Raw genomic sequence first — 16,602 nt, forward strand, 5'->3', positions numbered from 1 at the left:
ACTGTAAGATTCGCGGTCAAATTTTCAGCCCCCCTCACAGGACGCCCGCCATGACCATCAAATCGGATAAGTGGATTCGCCGCATGGCGCTGGAGCACGGCATGATCGAGCCGTTCGTCGAGCGCCAGGTGCGTGGTGCGGACGATAACCGGGTGATTTCCTACGGCGTTTCCAGCTACGGCTACGACGTGCGCTGCGCCGCCGAATTCAAGGTGTTCACCAACATCCATTCCGCCGTGGTGGACCCGAAAAACTTCGACGAGAAGAGCTTCGTCGACATCAACAGCGACGTCTGCATCATCCCGCCGAACTCCTTCGCGCTGGCCCGCACCGTGGAATACTTCCGCATTCCTCGCGACGTACTGACCATCTGCCTCGGCAAGAGCACTTACGCCCGCTGCGGCATCATCGTCAACGTGACCCCGCTGGAGCCCGAGTGGGAAGGCCACGTGACACTGGAGTTTTCCAACACCACCAACCTGCCTGCCAAGATCTATGCCCACGAAGGTGTGGCGCAGATGCTGTTCCTGCAGTCGGACGAGGCTTGTGAGGTTTCGTACAAGGATCGCGGTGGCAAGTACCAGGGCCAGCGTGGCGTGACCCTGCCCAAGGCCTGAGGCCGATCGGCAATGAAAGAACCGGGCTCGATGCCCGGTTTTTTTGTGCCCGGCGTCCGCAGGTCGGAAAGCTTGAATGCCCTGCGGTGGGAGGGGCTCTATGCAGGGAACTCCCTTCCACCGAGGAATACGGGATGCAAATCGACAAACTCATAGAGGCACTGTCGCCGGAATCCAGCTTGCTGCTGGGGACCGTTCTGCATGAGCTGCTGGCCGGACGGGATCCCTTGCATGAGGAGGGGCCGGGCGATCCGGATCAACCCGGCGAACCGGGCCAACCCCATGAGCCGGGGGAGCCCACCATTCCGGATGAGCCGCCACCGGCACCGGTGGTCTGAGGATCAGGGCACCAGCGGCAGGACGCGCTTGTGCTGGCTGTTGTCGTAGGTGCGGACGATGATGGCGTAGGCTTCGGGGCTGACCGGCTGGCCATGCAGGAAGGCGTCGATCTCGACGTAGGTCACCCCGTGGGCTTCTTCGTCGGGCTTGCCGGGGCGCAGTTCTTCCAGGTCGGCGGTGGGCACCTTGTGGACGGCGCTTTCCGGCGCGCCCAGGTAGCGGGCGATGCTGCGCACCTGGTGCTTCACCAGGCCGGAGAGCGGGGCGAGGTCGCAGGCACCATCGCCGAACTTGGTAAAGAAGCCCATGACCGCCTCGGCCGCGTGATCGGTACCGATCACCAGGCCGTTGTTGGCGTTGGCGATGGCGAACTGGGCGACCATGCGGATGCGCGCCTTGATGTTGCCGGCGACGAAGTCGCGGCGGGCATCGCTGAGGTGGTTCAGATGGGTGACCTGCTCGGACAGGCCGATCACGCTGTCGGCAATGTTCACGGTTTCTTCTTCGTCGGCGCGGATGAAGTTCATCGCCACCTGGGCGTCCGCTTCGTCGTGCTGGACGTTGTAGGGCAGGCGCACGGCGATGAAGCGGTAGCCGGCATCACCGGTCTCGGCGCGCAGTTCTTCGACGCTGAGCTGGGCCAGGCGGCCGGCGGTGGTGGAGTCGACGCCGCCACTGATGCCGAGCACCAGGACCTTGAGGCCGGACTTGCGCAGGCAATCCTTGATGAACGTCTTGCGGCGCTCGACTTCGGCCACCAGGGCTGCTTCGTCGGCAAAGGGCGGGACGACATCCAGGGCTTTGGCGATTTCTTGCTGGCGGTTGCTCATGTACGGAGTCCTTACTGGGCGTCGGTGACGCGGAAAACGTGTTTCAGGTAGGCGACGAAGTTCTCGTCGCGGCATTGGGTCTTGCCCGGCTCATCGGAAATCTTCGCCACCGGCTGGCCGTTGCAGGCGGTCATCTTGATCACGATGTTCATGGGGTCGACGCCGGGGATATCGCAGGTCAGGTTGGTGCCGATGCCGAAGCTGACCTGGATGCGCCCGCGCAGGGCGCGGTAGAGCGCGAGTGCTCGGGGCATGTCGAGGCCGTCGGAGAATACGAGGGTCTTGGTCTGCGGGTCTATGCCCAGCTTCTCGTAATGCGTGATGGCCCTTTCCGCCCATTGCAGCGGCTCGCCGGAGTCGTGGCGCAGGCCGTCGAAGAGCTTGGCGAAATACAGGTCGAAGTCGTTGAGGAAAGCCTGCATGTTGATGCAATCGGTCAGGGCGATCCCCAGCAGGCCACGGTATTCGCGGACCCAGCAGTCGAGGGCGGCGATCTGGCTATCGATCAGGCGCGGGCCGAGCTGCTGGTGGGCCATCAGCCATTCGTGCGCCATGGTGCCGATCGGCTTGATGTCGTATTCGCGGGCCAGGTGCACGTTGCTGGTGCCGACGAAACGGCCCGAGAAGTCGCGCTTGAGGATGTGCACGACTTCTTCCTGGACCCGGTAGGAGAAGCGCCTGCGGGTGCCGAAATCAGCCAGTTGGAAACCGGCCAGTTCCTCATCGGTGGCATTGGCGCTGAGCCAGTCGAGCTTGCGGTAGAGCCGCTCACGGGCCTGGATCAGCTTGACGTCGCGGTAGCGGTAGCGGTTGCGGACTTCACTGATGATCGCCAGCAAGGGGATCTCGAAGAGGATCACGTGCAGCCAGGGACCACGCAGGCGCACGCAGAGCTGGCCGTTGTCGATGCCCAGTTGCAGATAGCGCAGGTTGAAGCGGAACAGGCTGAGGAAGCGGATGAAGTCCGGCTTGATGAAGGGGATGCGCTCGAGGAAGTTCAACTGGTCGGGCGTGATCGAGATGTCCGCCAGCTGTTCGATCTGGAAGCGGATTTCCGCGAGGTAGGGCGTCAGGTCTTCATCGTTGCGGCAGCGCAACTCCCACTCGACTTCTGCGTTGGGGTAGTTGTGCAGCACCGCCTGCATCATCGTCAGCTTGTAGAAGTCGGTGTCCAGCAGGTTCTGGATGATGCGGCCGGAAAAGGCGCTGTCGGGCATGGTCGGTTCTCGGGGCTCCGGGCAAACCGTGGAAAGGGCGCAGGATGCGGCACGGGCGGGTGATACGCAAGGTTGCGGGAATGCTTGTTGTGGGGGCGAATTCATTCGCTGAACGGACCGAAGGGCCGTCTTGCGGAGTTGCAGGGGACGCTGCGCATCCCTTGCGAATGAATTCGCCCCCACAGGGAAAGCAGCCCTTGCCGGCGTGCAGACAAAAGAAAAGGCGCCCGGGGGCGCCTTGAAATGTGATCTATGGAGTAAGTCCACCAGATCAGAGCGATGGGGCGGTGGGAAGTTCCAACGCCGGCCAAATCATTTTTGCGGGGTCAGCATCAGGCGCTTGGTGCCGTAGATGGCATCGAGGTTCTGCGGCTGGAAGGGGAATTTCACGTAGCGTGCCTTCAGCCAGGCATCGATGCCGTCGGCGTAGTGCGGGCTCGCCGGGTTGCCGGACTGGCCGGAGCTGTTCACGCCGATCATGGGCTCGGGCTGGCCGAAGTCGACGACGATACGCATGGCCGGGATCAGCCAGGTGTCGAAGCCTTCGCCCCAGTGATAGGCCGAGACGTTGAGGGTGGTGTGATCACCACCGGCAGGGTAGGGGCCGCGATCCAGGTAACCCTTCAGGGCGTTGAGGCCGCTGCGTTGGGTCGCACTCATGTAGGGCGCGAGCTGGGTGCTCTCGGTAACCCATTCATAGGTATGCAACTTGCCCCATTGCCAGGACTTGCGGTCCGCTCCCAGGCGGCTTTCGGCGTAGCTGACGGCGGCGGCCAGGATGCGCGCGAGGATGGCCGGCTTGTCTTCCTTCTGCGGGGTATTCACGTCGTCCCAGAACGGGCTGTCGACCCGGCCCAGCAGGTGGTCAGCCTGGGCCGAGTAGGACAGGTCGGCCGTCTGCACCAGGGCGCGCCAGGCCGGATTGGTCTCCGGGCCCAGTTCGTCGAGGAAGATCTGCCGGGCGCTTTCGTGAAGGAAGGCGCCGTAATAGGCGGCGTCGGCGGACGTCGGGCTGAGACGACCGTCGAAGGCCAGCAGGCGGTCGAAACCTTCCTGTGCCTTGGCCCGGTCGGCGGGCGGCAGGGCATTGATCGCCTGCTTGAGCGGCTGGGTCATGCCGGGGTCTTGCAGCATGGCCTTGAGTTTGACCGGGAAGGGGCTGGTCTGGTCGTACTGCATGGCGATCATGCTCTGCCAGTCGTGCTTTCCACTGCCGCCGGCCAGTTCGGCGATGCGCTCGGCGCGTTCCGGGTAGTACCAGGAGTTGGACAACTGCACGCCATAGCCGCCCTGAACGGTACGGTGGTTGGCGGTGCCGAGCCAGCCCTGTGCCGGGTCCTGGTCGTACGGATGGAGCATCGGGTCGGCATAGCCGTCCCAGTCATAGCGACCGTCCCAGCCGGGCGACGGCAGCAGGCCGCGGCCTTCGCGGCGATTCGGGTAGCGGCCGGTGACCTGCCAGGCGATGTGCTTGTCGTCGGCGTAGAGGATATTCAGGCCCATGGCGCGGATGGAACGGGTGGCCTCGTGAGCCTGCTCCACCGATTGCGCGCGGGACAGGGCGAAGAAGGCGTCCAGTGACTGGTCGGCCTCGAGCTGGCTGGTCTGCAGGGCGATGCCGTAGCCGCTCTTGATTTCCAGTGGCTGCATCGGGTGTTTACGCTGGCCCAGCACCGAGTTCAGCAGCGGACCGTGGCGGGTCTCGTAGATCACCTCGCGTACCGGGCGCTCGCCCTTCACGAAGAAGGTTTCCATGCGCTCGCTGGCAGGTACCCACTTGCCGTTGGCCTGGTAGTAGAGGCGGCTGCCTTCGCGCTTGATCTTCTCGAGGAACAGGTCCTGGTTGTCGCCCATGACCATGGTCATGCCCCAGGCCAGCTTGCCGTTGTAGCCAGCGACTATGGCCGGCACGCCAGCGACGGAGACACCAGCGGCCTGGAATTTCGGCGAGCGGATCTGTACGAAGTTCCACACCGAAGGCATCGAAATGGGGAGGTGGGTGTCGTTGGCCAGGATGCTGCGGCCGGTTCGGCTCTTCTGCGGCGCGATGGCCCAGTTGTTGGACGCGGCGACACCGAGCATGTTGAGGGAGGCGATCTGGCTCGCGGCATCCTCAAGTGCGCTCAGGCCCGGAATCTGGCCACCCAGTTGCAGGCCCTTGAGTTTCTCCGCTTCTTCGAAGGGCAAGGGTTCATCCGGATAGATGGGTGTGAGCCAGGCCAGCTTGTCGGCACCAACCTTCTGCGCCAGGACCAGGGAGGCGATTTCTTCCTGCAGGTTCACGGCCAGGCCGAAGTTCAGCAGGGTGAACACCAGCACCGAGTCTTCGGGCTTCCAGTAGGCAGGTTTGTAGCCGGACTCGGCCAGGTCCATCGGCAGCTTGTCGCGGTAGCGATAGAGGTAGGCGTTGACCCCACGGGCGTAGACCGCGAAGAACTCCTTCAGGCGCGGCGAGGCGTTCTTGTAGAGGATGTCGGCGCTCTTGCGCAGGTTCACTGCGCGCATGAATCGGTCGATTTCCAGCACGCCGGGGCCGGCCATTTCGGCGAGTCGGCCTTCGGCCATCAGACGCAGGCCGACCATCTGGCTGAGGCGGTCGGACGCGTGCACATAGCCGAGAGTGAATAGGGCGTCGTGGAAGGTCGTGGTTTCGATCAGCGGCATGCCCAGCGGGTTGCGGCGGATCGACACGCTCTGCGCGAGGCCCTTCACCGGCTGGAAGCCGGAGGTGGGCGGCAGGCTGTCCGAGTAGCGGCTGTCCAGCCAGGACTGGCAGCCACTGAGGGCGATCATGGCGCCAGCGGCGGCGGCAACGCAGAACCGGGGAAGGAAGCGCTTGAAGGCTGGCGAAGCCATGGAACGGGCTCTCCTGAGAGGGGGCAATCGGATCAAACGCGCTACGTTAGTGAGCCGCCCCGCGCCGTGCAAGCACCGCCCGGACTACTTTTTCATAGCCGCGGGGTCACCTGCCCACGCCGTGCGGGGGCACGGACGCTGGCCGGAAACGAAAAGGCCCGCACTAGGCGGGCCTTGATGAGTGCTGCGGCATCAGGCGCCGTGGCACTTCTTGAATTTCTTCTGGCTGCCGCAGGGGCAGGGATCGTTGCGGCCCACTTCCTTCAGCGGGTTGCGCACCGGCTCCTGGGCACCATGGTTGCAGTGCGGGCCGTGAACATGGTGGTGATGATCGTGGTCATGGTCGTGGTTGCAGTTCGGACCGTGGACGTGGGGTTCTTGACTCATGAAAGTACTACTCCGGGATGTAACTGCCGGGGATTATCTCGCCATTGCGGCTCAGGTGCACGCTCTTGCCGAACATCAACCCGGTCTTGACCTCGCCCTGCAGGCGGTACTTGATCGGCTCGTCGGGTTTTTCCAGCAGCTTCACGATGTACTTCATGTGGCGCCACAGGTTGGTGCGAACCGGGACTTCGAAGGTCTGGCTGCCATGGGCGGGCACGGTGAACCAGGTGCTGGATTCGCCGGATGCCAGTTTCACCTCGTTGAGGTGAACGGTGTAGATCAGTCCGCGCACGGGCAGGCTGACATCGTTGGGGTTGTCTATGCGAAAACGCAGCACGAACTGTTGTTCCAGCAGTTTGGCGCGTACCACGTCCACCTTGATCAGGCGCACGTCGGGGTCCTGGAAGCTGCCGCTGATCCAGGTAGAGCATCCACTGAGGCCCGAAAATGGGAGGGCGAAGAAAAACAGTAGGCTGAGAATTCTTATCGTTTGCGCCTGGTAAAACATTGCAATACTCCAAGTGACGCTCCAGTGTAACAAGCAACTGCTCGGCCGCAACCAGTTGTGGGGGTAAAAAAAGCTGCGCCATACTGCTAGGTAATTTGGACAGGAGTGTTACCAATGGGGCGTTATGAGATCGCCTTCTCCGGGAAGTTGGTACCGGGGGCGCAACTGGAACTGGTGCAGGCCAATCTGGCCAAGCTGTTCCAGGCTGACGCCCAACGCGTTGCCATGCTTTTCTCCGGGCGGCGCGTGATTCTCAAGAACAACCTGGACGAAGCCTCTGCGGAGAAGTATCGCTCGACCCTGGAACGCGCCGGTGCGCTGGTCGAAGTGATATTCATGGAGCCGGAAATAGAAGAGGTGGAGCTGGCGCCGCCGCCAGAGCCCGAACCCCAGGTCCAGCCCGCACCCGCGATGAGTCCCGTGCAGCCTGCATCACCCGGCCGCTTGAAGGTGGTACCGCGGGATGAGTACATGGCGGCTTTCGTCGGCGTGGACGCGCCGGACTTCGGCATTGCGCCGGTTGGCGCCGACCTGCAGGATGCCAAGCCTCAGGCATCGGCACCGCGTTTCGACTTTTCCAGTTTCAGCGTGGCGCCCGTAGGCAGCGACATGGGGCAGCAGAAGAAGTCCCCATCAGGGCCGCCGCCCGACACCTCCCATCTGCGACTCGAAGAGCACAAATAGATAGAAGAAAGGCCCGCTATTGCGGGCCTTTTCTGACGTCGAATCAGAAATAACTCGCACAACATTTCTTGAACTTGAGACCGCTTCCACAGGGGCACGGATCATTGCGGCTCGCTTTCACCGGCACGGTCGGGTCGAGGAAGTACCAGTGGTTATCCGCCTGGACGAACGCTGAACGTTCACGATGGCTGTGCTCTCCACTCTGGTCATGCCAGCGCGCCGTAAAGGTAACGAAGGCGTGCTCCGGCTGGCCGCCGAGTAACTCATGGTTTTCCACCTCCAGCCCGAGCCAGGTGCTGCCGAGGCTCCAGGCGCGTATAGCTTCTATATCCAGCCCTGAGCGCTGGGCGGGTAGGGTGGTCTCCACGAGGTAGTCCACCAGGCCCAGTACATAGGCGCTGTAGCGCGAACGCATCAGCGCCTCGGCGCTGGCGGCAGGATGGCCAGCGTGATGGCGGCCACAGCAGACCTCGAGGAGATTGCCGCTTCCGCAGGGGCAGATTGCAGTGCTCATGGCTACCACCAGTACTTGCCGAAGTTTTGCGGGTTGGCCCAGAACTTCGCATTCAGCCAATCGGGGACCTGCTTGTACTCGCGTAGGTCGTAGGTGAACAGGGTGAGGGTTTGCTGCTCGCGGCGAAAGCGCTCGCTGGCCTGCAAGGCGAGGGAAAAGAAGTCGGTGTCCTGCCAGCCGCAGGCGCCGAGGTCTGCCAGCACCGCCACCCGGCTGGCATTCAGGTTGCGGATGCCGCCGAGCAGTTGCAGCCCGCTTCGCTTGGGCAGGTGCTCCAGGCAGTCCGCCAGCAGGGCAAGGTCGAAGCGGCGCGCGGCCTGTTCGGCTGGAAGCGTTCCGGCGGGCACGTGCACGATCTCGCTGTCAGGGTGCGCAGCGGCGAAGGCTTCCAGCGCCGGAAGCGGGCTGTTGCCTACCAGCAGGAGACTTTGCGGGGCATAGCGTTCGAGCAAGGCCGCAAGAGCCTGCTGCGGGGTGCGGGAAGAAAAGCTGTCAGTCATCGAAAATCCTCGAACAAGTGGAGCAAGACTAGCCCGAAGGCGAGTCATGGCCTAGTGCTGGCGGTTTCCGAGGCTGGCGTCTTTACTCCCTTATTGTCGGTATGGGCCGATTCTAAGAGGAGACTCGCTTATGAGCATTACACGGACAGCTTTACCCCTAATCCTGGTGACCAGCTTGTTGACCGGTTGCGCCGGTCTGCAGAAGACCGACTGGCCCAAGTGTGCAGCAGTAGGGGGTGTGGTAGGTGCGGGACTGGGTGCGATCGAGAGCAGTACATACGCTGGTTGGGGCGCCTTGATCGGCGCCGGCACGGCAGCTGCCTATTGCTGGGTACACGGCGATGGCGACGAAGATGGCGATGGTGTATTCGACAGCCGTGACAAGTGCCCTGGCACTCCGCCCGGCACCCAGGTCGACGCCGACGGTTGCCCGCTCAAGGCAGAAGAGCCTGTGGTGGAAGCAGTGGTCGTCGAGCACGAAACCATCGTTGTCCGTGACCTGCTGTTTGCCTTCGACTCCTCGAAACTCGATGCAGCGGATGAAGCCACCCTCGACAACGTAGCTACTCGCCTGAAGAACGAAGCACCTGACGCCAAGCTGACCATCACCGGTCATACCGACAGTGTTGGTTCCGACGCATACAACCAGGGACTCTCCGAGCGCCGTGCCCATGCGGTGGCTGACTATCTGGTGCGCAGCGGCATCTCGGCTTCCAATATCGTCGGTGTCGGTGGTGCGGGTGAAAGCCAGCCGGTGGCTGACAACTCCACCAAAGACGGTCGTGCCATGAACCGTCGCGTAGAGATCCAGATCGATCGTTAAACCCCGGTAAGCCTGCGGCGCACGCCTTGTGCGCCGGGGGTCTCGGGTCTTTACTCCTGTGTTACCGGCCTGGCCGGTGGCACAGGAGAATCATCATGGGCAACCAACTTCCCCGGGTTGCGATTTCACTTCTTCTGGTCAGCAGTTTCCTCTCTGGTTGCGCGTCCACGTCCAGCGATGGCAGTGCGGCGTTGAATCAGGGGAATTGGCCAATCTGTAGTCTGGTCGGTGGTCTCGTAGGTGGTGGGTTGGGCGCCGTGGAGAGTTCTGCCTGGGCAGCCGGTGGTGCCGCGGCGGGCGCCATTGTCGGTGGCCTCATCTGCTTCGCGCAGGACGGTGATGCTGACAGCGATGGTGTGTTCGATCGTCGCGATACCTGCCCCAACACACCCGCCGGAGCGACTGTCGACAGCCGCGGTTGCCCGCAACGGACTTATGCCCAGGCACCGGCGGAGCCTGTGCCGCCGCAGGACGAAGTCATCGTCCTCAGCGACATGGGCAATGTGCTCTTCGCTTTCGATTCCGCTGAATTGACCTCTGCCGCCAAAGATCAACTGGCAGCCGTTGCCAACCGGCTGACTGGCGCCAACCTAGTCGGCGCCAAGGTGATCGGCCACACCGACAACGTCGGCTCCGACCCTTACAACCAGGGGCTTTCCGAGCGCCGGGCGAGGAGCGTGGCGGACTTCCTGGCCAGCCAGGGCGTGCCGGCTGACAAGTTGACGACTGAAGGCATGGGCGAAAGCCAGCCGGTGGCGGACAACGAGACGGAAGCCGGGCGCGCGCAGAATCGCAGGGTCGAAATCCGGGTCGACCGCTGACGGATTTCCTGCGCTGTATCAACGAGTCTGTTGCAAGCCGATGCTTTTCCCGGCGACGCTCTGGTGCGTCGCCGGGCTTCGGCGTATGGTCCGCAAAACTCGAACAATGCCAGGAGGGAGGCATGCGTTTATTCATGGGGCTGGGCAAGGTGGTTGCCCTGTTGTTCTGGTTGGTCGTCATTGCCAACATCGCTTCACCGTTCACCAAACCATTCGACATGCTGCTCAACGGTGCCGGCATCCTGCTGATCCTGGTCCACCTGTTCGAAATCATGCTGTTCAATTCCTTGTTGCGCGGTCGTGCCAATCCCTGGCTGGATCGCCTGCAACTCCTCCTGTTCGGCGTCTTCCATCTGCTGACCATTCCGCGTCATCGCGGCAAGGAGGTACGCCATGCGTAAGCTTGGACTCCTGCTTGCACTGATCGCCCCTGTCGCCTTGGCCGAGGGCCAGGTGAAGGTGGACGCACACAACTTCCTCAAGCTGCCAACCCGAACGGGCAGCCTCAGCCTCGACCAGGTCGACGTCGCCGACTACGCCACGCTGCTGATTCCGGCCGGCGTGACCGAGCTGCGCATCGGCGAACTGCGTATGGGGCGCGAGGCCCGACTGGGTATCGCACCGTCCGAGAAGGCTTTTCGCCTTGAGGTGCAACGTGGCGAGATCGGCCCAGGCAGCCATATCACCGCATCGGGCGCGGCCGGCAGCATGAGCAAACCGGCCAGCGCGGGACGCAATCTCGAGCTGCGCCTGGTGGATGTCCATGTGAATGAAATGACCCTGGATGTGCGCGGCGGCATCGGCGCGCCGGGACGTCCGGGACTGGCTGGCGCCGACGGCGATGCTGCCGGTTGCCTCTGGGGTTCGGCTGGCCGTGGCTGGGATGGTCAACCCGGCGACGATGGCGAGGCCGGTGGCGCTGGCGGTCAGGTGCGCCTGGAAGTGCCGGAGTCCTTCCCGGTGGATCTGGTTCGCGTGCGTCTTGATGGCGGCGTCGGCGGCGCGGCAGGCGAGGGCGGCGCCGGTGGCCACGGCGGAGCCGGCAAAGGCTGCCTGCTGTACAAGGCCGACGGCGCCAAGAGCGGTCGCGCCGGGCAACCCGGCAAGCCCGGCACTGCCGGCAATACCGGCAGCGTCAAGGTCGTACGTTTCTGATCGAGGGAAGGCGCACAGGGATGTGCGCCTTATTCAGAAAGTCGGGCGAATGGCGACGATGGTCACCAGCGCCAGCCCGATCAGCAGATTGAACCCCACCACGCGACGGATGCGACCCAGCACCGCGCCACCTTCCGGCCAGTTTTCCGCATTCACCGCTGCACGCAACTGCGGCAGCAGCAGGGCGCTCACCCGCAGGAACAGCGCCAACATCGCCACATACAGCCCGATCATCATGTGCACGTAACGCGGCGCGGCTTCCATGCTGGCGTAGGACATATGCAGCATGCCCACACCGGAGAAGGGCAGTACCAGCACCGCCGGCCAGACCCAATAAAAGAAGCGGCGGAACACGTCCAGCCAGAGGCGCAGTCTCGCCGGGGGCTCCAAAGTCGCGACGGCGGCCGGTCGCAGGATCATCCAGGCGAAGAACATGCCACCGACCCATACCAGGGCGGCCAGCAGGTGCAGGGCGTAAAGGGCTGCGTGGGCAGTCATCCGGTCAACTCCATTCGGCGGGTAAAAGAAGGCGCGCTATCATAGCCGTCCTGTTAAAGTACTGAAAATTTATCCAGCTCTTCCCGCCGCAGTCACCCATGCTCAGCACCGAACTCAAGTCCCAGATCCAGGGCGCCTACAGCCGTTTTCTCGAAGCCAAGGGGCTGAAAGCCCGTTATGGCCAGCGCCTGATGATCGCCGAGGTTGCCAAGGCCCTGGGCGCCATTCCCGTGGATGACGAAGGTCACCGCGAGGGCGAGCCTGCCGTGGTGGCGGTAGAGGCGGGTACCGGTACCGGCAAGACCGTTGCCTACAGCCTGGCGACCATTCCCGCTGCGAAGGCCGCCGGCAAGCGCCTGGTGATCGCGACTGCCACCGTGGCGTTGCAGGAGCAGATCGTCCACAAGGACCTGCCCGACCTGATGCGCAACAGTGGCCTGAACTTCAGCTTCGCCCTGGCCAAGGGGCGCGGCCGCTATCTGTGTCTGTCCAAGCTCGACATGCTCCTGCAGGAAGGCCAGGCACAGAGTGCCACGGCCCAGCTGTTCGCCGACGAGGGCTTCACCATTGACGTCGACGAGAAGGGACAGAAGCTCCTCAACCAGATGATCGAACGCCTCGCCGGCAACCGTTGGGACGGCGATCGCGATTCCTGGCCTGAAGCCATCGAGGACCAGGACTGGGCTCGCGTCACCACTGACCACAGCCAGTGCACCAAGCGCCATTGTCCGAACTTCCAGCAGTGCGCCTTCTATAAGGCACGGGAAGGCATGACCAAGGTGGACGTCATCGTCACCAACCATGACATGGTGCTTGCCGACCTGGCGCTGGGGGGCGGCGCCGTGCTGCCGGACCCGCGCGAGACGCTCTACGTATTCGACGAAGGCCATCACCTGCCGGACAAGGCCATCGGCCACTTCGCCCATTACACCCGCCTGCGGTCCACCGCCGACTGGCTGGAACAGGTGGCGAAGAACCTCTCCAAACTGCTCGCGCAAAATCCCCTGCCTGGCGAGTTCGGTCGCCTGGTGGAAGGCGTGCCCGAGTTGGCCCGGGAGATTCGCACCCACCAGCAGTTCATGTTCAACGCCTGTGAAGAAGTCGCCGATTTCCGTGCCGGCGAAGACATGGAAGGCCGCGACCGTCCCCGCCATCGATTCGAGGCCGGCGTGGTGCCCGAGCACCTGCGAGATCTGGGCATCGAACTGAAAAAGGGTTTCTCCAGGCTGCAAGACGTTTTCACCCGGCTTACCGAGTTGCTCAAAGAAGCCATGGACGGTGAGGCCAGCACCGGCGTCGCCAGCCATCAGGCGGAAGAGTGGTATCCGCTGTTCGGCAGCCTGCTGTCTCGTGCCCAGGGCAATTGGGAGTTGTGGACGGCCTTCACCGTCGAAGACCCGGAAGACAGCCCACCCATGGCGCGTTGGCTGACCCTCGCCGAAAGCGGCGCGCTGCATGACATCGAGGTCAATGCCAGCCCCATTCTCGCCGCCGAAACCCTGCGCCGTAACCTGTGGAATGTGGCCTACGGTGCGCTGGTTACTTCCGCAACCCTCACCGCGCTGGGCAAGTTCGACCGCTTCCGGATGCGTGCCGGCTTGCCCAAGGTTGCCGTCACCGCCGTTGTGCCGAGCCCGTTCCAGCATGCCGATGCCGGCCTGTTGCGTGTCCCCGATCTGAAAGCCGACCCCCGCGATGCGACTGCCCACACTGCCGCCATCGTCCGTGAACTGCCCGCTCTGGTGGAGGGTGCGCGCGGCACGCTGGTGCTGTTCGCCTCCCGTCGGCAGATGCAGGACGTGTTCGAAGGCCTGGACCGTGATTGGCGCAAGCGCGTGCTGATCCAGGGCAACCTGTCCAAGCAGGAAACCCTGAACAAGCACAAGGCGCGGGTCGACGACGGCGAGCCCAGCGTGCTTTTCGGGCTGGCGAGTTTCTCCGAGGGCGTCGACTTGCCGGGTGCCTACTGCGAACACGTGGTGATCGCCAAGATTCCCTTCGCCGTGCCGGACGACCCGGTGGAAGCGGCGTTGTCCGACTGGATCGAGGCCCGTGGCGGCAATCCCTTCATGGAGATCGCCGTGCCCGACGCTTCCCTGCGCCTGGTGCAGGCCTGTGGTCGCCTGCTGCGTACCGAGGCCGACCGCGGCACCATCACATTGCTGGATCGGCGCGTGGTCACCCAGCGCTACGGCCGCGCGATCCTCGATGCGCTGCCGCCATTCCGTCGCGAGATTGCCTGAAACAGGACTGCCCTTGACGCTGAGCGCCCCCCATCTGCGATGATGCCGGGGTTTTTGCGGGTGCCCAGCGCACCTGCCTTGTCCCGCTTCGTTTTGTCGCACCGTTGGCGAGATACGAACTTTTGGCGGTCTATGCTCAGCATTCTCTTGGGAACTCCGGTCCGATGCTTTCGATACCAAAACGCCCCCTCGCCCTGGCCATCCTTTTCGGCATGTCGGGAATCCCCCTGATTGCCCAGGCCGAGACCCTGTTCAACTTCGTCCGCCCGCTGGATGCGGTGCAGGTGACCACCCAGGATGCCAGTCTGCCGAGCGTGACTGCTGAAACCACCGCCAATGGCGAAGTTCTGCGTCGCCTCACCTTCAATGCTGCCGAGAAACCGAGCCTGCGTCTCACTCCGCAAAACGGCAGTTGGGACTGGTCCAAGGCCGAGGCGATGAGCCTGCGCATCCAGAGCGCCCAGGATTGGGCGATCACGCTGGATGTCGCCATCGAGAGCACCGATGGCAAGGTCCTGACCACCCAGGTGGCCCTGCCAGCCGGACCAGCGCAGACCTTGCTGATCCCGCTGGCCGCGACGTCGCCCAATGCCCATGGGATGCGTGCGGCTCCACCGTTGCCCTGGACTGTCGATGGCAAGCGCTTGCTGCCGGCCACGTTGGTCAACGGCGAAGTCGACCGCAGCAAGATCGCTTCCGTGACGCTTTCCCTGAACCAGCCGACCGCCGCGCAGAATGTGTTGCTCAGTCGTTTTGGCACCGAAGAAAAAAACCAGCAGGAAGCTCTCTACCAAGGCCTGATGGACGCCTACGGTCAATACGCCCGTGCTGACTGGCCGGGCAAGGTGAAGAGCGACGAGCAACTGAAGAAGGGCGCCGGGGACGAAGCGAAACAGCTCGTCGACTGGATGGGCAAGTTGCCACAACAGGACACCTACGGTGGCTGGCTGGGTGGTGAGACCTTCGAAGCCAGCGGCTTCTTCCGTACCGAGAAGCGCAATGGCCGCTGGTTCCTGGTCACTCCGGAAGGCCATCCGTTCTTCTCGCTGGGCGTCAACGCGGTGACCCCTGGCCTGAGTCAGACCTACGTCGAAGGCCGGGAAGCCATGTTCAAGGCGCTGCCGAAGGACAACGAGCCCCTGGCCAATCATTTCGGCAAAGGCGACGACCGCGCCGAAACCGATGCCAACAAGGGGCGGGCGTTCAACCAGGGGCGGTGGTACGACTTCTACGGCGCCAACGTGGAGCGCACTTACGGCGGCAACGACCCGCAGCGCTGGGTCAGCCACAGCCTGGAGCGCCTCAAGGCGTGGGGCTTCAACACCGTCGGTAACTGGAGCGATCCGGCCTTCAACACCAGTGAGCGCATGCCCTACACCCTGCCGCTGTCCATCCATGGTGACTTCGCCACCATCAAGACGGGCTTCGACTGGTGGGGCGGCATGCCTGACCCGTTCGATCCGCGATTCGCGATGGCGGCGGAGCGCGCAATTGCCATCGCCGCACGCGATCATCGCGATGATCCCTGGCTCCTGGGCTTCTTCGCCGATAACGAACTCGCCTGGGGCGGCCACAGTGAAGACCCGCGAGCCCGCTACGCATTGGCCTACGGCACCCTGCGCCTGACGACCGACGTGCCCGCCAAGCGCGCCTTCCTCAAGCAACTTCGCGACAAGTACCGCAACCAGCAGGGCCTCTCGAAAGCCTGGGGCATCGATCTGCAGGCCTGGGAGCTGATGGAAGACCCGGGCTTCGAACCGCCGCTGCCGAATCCGGAACATCCGGCTATCGAGGAAGACTTCAAGCGCTTCCAGCGTTTCTATGCGGACACCTACTTCAAGACCATCGCCGACTCCATGAAGTGGCATGCGCCCAACCACTTGCTGCTGGGCGGTCGTTTCGCCGCCACCGTGCCGGAGGCCATCGAGTCCTGCGCGCAGTACTGCGACGTGATCAGCTTCAATCGCTATACGCGTGAACCGCAGCAGGGCCTGGACATGGACCTGCTGCGTCGCCTCGACAAGCCGCTGATGATCACCGAGTTCCACTTCGGTTCCCGTGACCGGGGTCCGTTCTGGGGTGGCGTCTCCGAGGTCTACAAGGAAGAAGAGCGCGGTCCGGCGTATGCCGCCTACCTCAAGAAGGCGGCTGAGGAGCCGCTGATCGTCGGTGCCCACTGGTTCCAGTACCTCGATCAGCCGGCCACTGGCCGCCTCCTCGATGGTGAGAATGGCCACCTCGGCCTGGTCGGCATTACCGACCGCCCATGGCAGGGCTTCGTCGAGGCCGTGCGCAAGGCGAACCTGGCGCTGGCCGCTGATATCAGCAAGCGTGCCCAGCCGCAGGCGCCCTCGAAGGAACAGCCCAAGACACCGGTGAAGGAACAGCCCAAGGAAACGGCCAAGCCTGCGCCGGCGGAAAAGCCAGCGGAGCCGCCGAAAGCGGCTGAACCACCGAGCGCCGAACCGGCCGATCAGCCTAAGGCTGACGAACCCGCCCAGCCTGAAGCGCCCAAGCAGGAGGAAGCCGGGAAGCCCTGATGGGCGACCCGTCTTCGGCACGGTTCACAAGGGGCGGCAAGGCTGGAACAATGCCGCCTCCATTTCTTTC

At 63.5% G+C, this 16,602-nt stretch carries 17 protein-coding genes; 9 read left to right on the forward strand and 8 right to left on the reverse strand.

Features of this window, described 5'->3' with window-relative positions:
- Nucleotides 1-50: 50 nt before the first annotated feature.
- Complete coding sequence (gene dcd, locus E8E95_RS08735; RefSeq protein WP_077527806.1) at nt 51-617, forward strand: dCTP deaminase; 567 nt, start codon at nt 51-53, stop codon at nt 615-617.
- Between the two features lie 134 nt (nt 618-751).
- Complete coding sequence (locus tag E8E95_RS08740) at nt 752-955, forward strand: hypothetical protein (RefSeq protein ID WP_280349480.1); 204 nt, start codon at nt 752-754, stop codon at nt 953-955.
- 3 nt (nt 956-958) lie between these two features.
- On the opposite strand, the gene nadE is transcribed toward E8E95_RS08740, so the two are convergent.
- The 5 genes from nadE to E8E95_RS08765 all read right to left on the reverse strand — a co-directional run bounded on the left by nadE (nt 959) and on the right by E8E95_RS08765 (nt 6,754).
- The gene (gene nadE / locus E8E95_RS08745) at nt 959-1,786 is read right to left on the reverse strand and encodes an ammonia-dependent NAD(+) synthetase (protein ID WP_280349481.1); all 828 of its coding nucleotides are present in this window, start codon (nt 1,784-1,786) and stop codon (nt 959-961) included.
- An 11-nt stretch (nt 1,787-1,797) separates the two neighbouring features.
- Nucleotides 1,798-3,003: a nicotinate phosphoribosyltransferase gene (gene pncB / locus E8E95_RS08750; protein WP_280349482.1), complete on the reverse strand. Its 1,206-nt coding sequence runs from the start codon at nt 3,001-3,003 to the stop codon at nt 1,798-1,800.
- A 312-nt stretch (nt 3,004-3,315) separates the two neighbouring features.
- Nucleotides 3,316-5,859, reverse strand: a complete 2,544-nt coding sequence (locus E8E95_RS08755; RefSeq protein ID WP_280349483.1) for a penicillin acylase family protein — start codon at nt 5,857-5,859, stop codon at nt 3,316-3,318.
- Nucleotides 5,860-6,051: 192 nt separating this feature from the next.
- The gene (locus E8E95_RS08760; RefSeq protein WP_280349484.1) at nt 6,052-6,246 is read right to left on the reverse strand and encodes an SEC-C metal-binding domain-containing protein; all 195 of its coding nucleotides are present in this window, start codon (nt 6,244-6,246) and stop codon (nt 6,052-6,054) included.
- A 7-nt stretch (nt 6,247-6,253) separates the two neighbouring features.
- On the reverse strand, nt 6,254-6,754 hold the full coding sequence (locus tag E8E95_RS08765) for an LEA type 2 family protein (protein WP_179060918.1): 501 nt from the start codon (nt 6,752-6,754) through the stop codon (nt 6,254-6,256).
- Between the two features lie 114 nt (nt 6,755-6,868).
- On the opposite strand from E8E95_RS08765, the gene E8E95_RS08770 reads away from it, so the two are divergent.
- Nucleotides 6,869-7,438: a hypothetical protein gene (locus tag E8E95_RS08770; protein WP_280349485.1), complete on the forward strand. Its 570-nt coding sequence runs from the start codon at nt 6,869-6,871 to the stop codon at nt 7,436-7,438.
- Nucleotides 7,439-7,481: 43 nt separating this feature from the next.
- On the opposite strand, the gene E8E95_RS08775 is transcribed toward E8E95_RS08770, so the two are convergent.
- Together E8E95_RS08775 and E8E95_RS08780 are read right to left on the reverse strand one after the other, a co-directional pair.
- On the reverse strand, nt 7,482-7,952 hold the full coding sequence (locus tag E8E95_RS08775; protein ID WP_077527813.1) for a YchJ family protein: 471 nt from the start codon (nt 7,950-7,952) through the stop codon (nt 7,482-7,484).
- A gap of 2 nt (nt 7,953-7,954) precedes the next feature.
- A complete protein-coding gene (locus E8E95_RS08780) occupies nt 7,955-8,452 on the reverse strand; it encodes a DUF6231 family protein (protein WP_280349486.1) in 498 nt (165 codons plus the stop codon).
- A gap of 130 nt (nt 8,453-8,582) precedes the next feature.
- Between E8E95_RS08780 and E8E95_RS08785 the strand changes: the two genes are divergently transcribed.
- From E8E95_RS08785 to E8E95_RS08800, 4 genes are all read left to right on the forward strand, one after another.
- Entirely contained in the window at nt 8,583-9,275 is a 693-nt protein-coding gene (locus E8E95_RS08785; protein WP_077527815.1) for an OmpA family protein, read from the forward strand.
- A 95-nt stretch (nt 9,276-9,370) separates the two neighbouring features.
- Nucleotides 9,371-10,096: an OmpA family protein gene (locus E8E95_RS08790; RefSeq protein ID WP_280349487.1), complete on the forward strand. Its 726-nt coding sequence runs from the start codon at nt 9,371-9,373 to the stop codon at nt 10,094-10,096.
- Between the two features lie 122 nt (nt 10,097-10,218).
- On the forward strand, nt 10,219-10,497 hold the full coding sequence (locus tag E8E95_RS08795) for a DUF1145 domain-containing protein (RefSeq protein WP_280349488.1): 279 nt from the start codon (nt 10,219-10,221) through the stop codon (nt 10,495-10,497).
- On the forward strand, nt 10,490-11,251 hold the full coding sequence (locus E8E95_RS08800) for a collagen-like protein (protein WP_280349489.1): 762 nt from the start codon (nt 10,490-10,492) through the stop codon (nt 11,249-11,251). The genes E8E95_RS08795 and E8E95_RS08800 overlap by 8 nt, the downstream gene beginning before the upstream one ends.
- Nucleotides 11,252-11,284: 33 nt before the next feature.
- Here E8E95_RS08800 and E8E95_RS08805 read toward each other — a convergent pair whose 3' ends face one another.
- Complete coding sequence (locus tag E8E95_RS08805; RefSeq protein WP_280349490.1) at nt 11,285-11,749, reverse strand: CopD family protein; 465 nt, start codon at nt 11,747-11,749, stop codon at nt 11,285-11,287.
- A gap of 98 nt (nt 11,750-11,847) precedes the next feature.
- Here E8E95_RS08805 and dinG point away from each other — a divergent pair, with 98 nt between their 5' ends.
- Nucleotides 11,848-13,992, forward strand: a complete 2,145-nt coding sequence (gene dinG, locus E8E95_RS08810) for an ATP-dependent DNA helicase DinG (protein ID WP_280349491.1) — start codon at nt 11,848-11,850, stop codon at nt 13,990-13,992.
- A 212-nt stretch (nt 13,993-14,204) separates the two neighbouring features.
- Nucleotides 14,205-16,532 (forward strand): beta-galactosidase, encoded by a 2,328-nt coding sequence (locus tag E8E95_RS08815; protein ID WP_280349574.1) that lies wholly within the window; start codon nt 14,205-14,207, stop codon nt 16,530-16,532.
- Nucleotides 16,533-16,602 lie beyond the last annotated feature (70 nt).

The organism is Pseudomonas sp. BN414 (assembly GCF_029871275.1).
In the GTDB taxonomy this organism is placed as follows: Bacteria; Pseudomonadota; Gammaproteobacteria; order Pseudomonadales; family Pseudomonadaceae; genus Metapseudomonas; species Metapseudomonas resinovorans_C.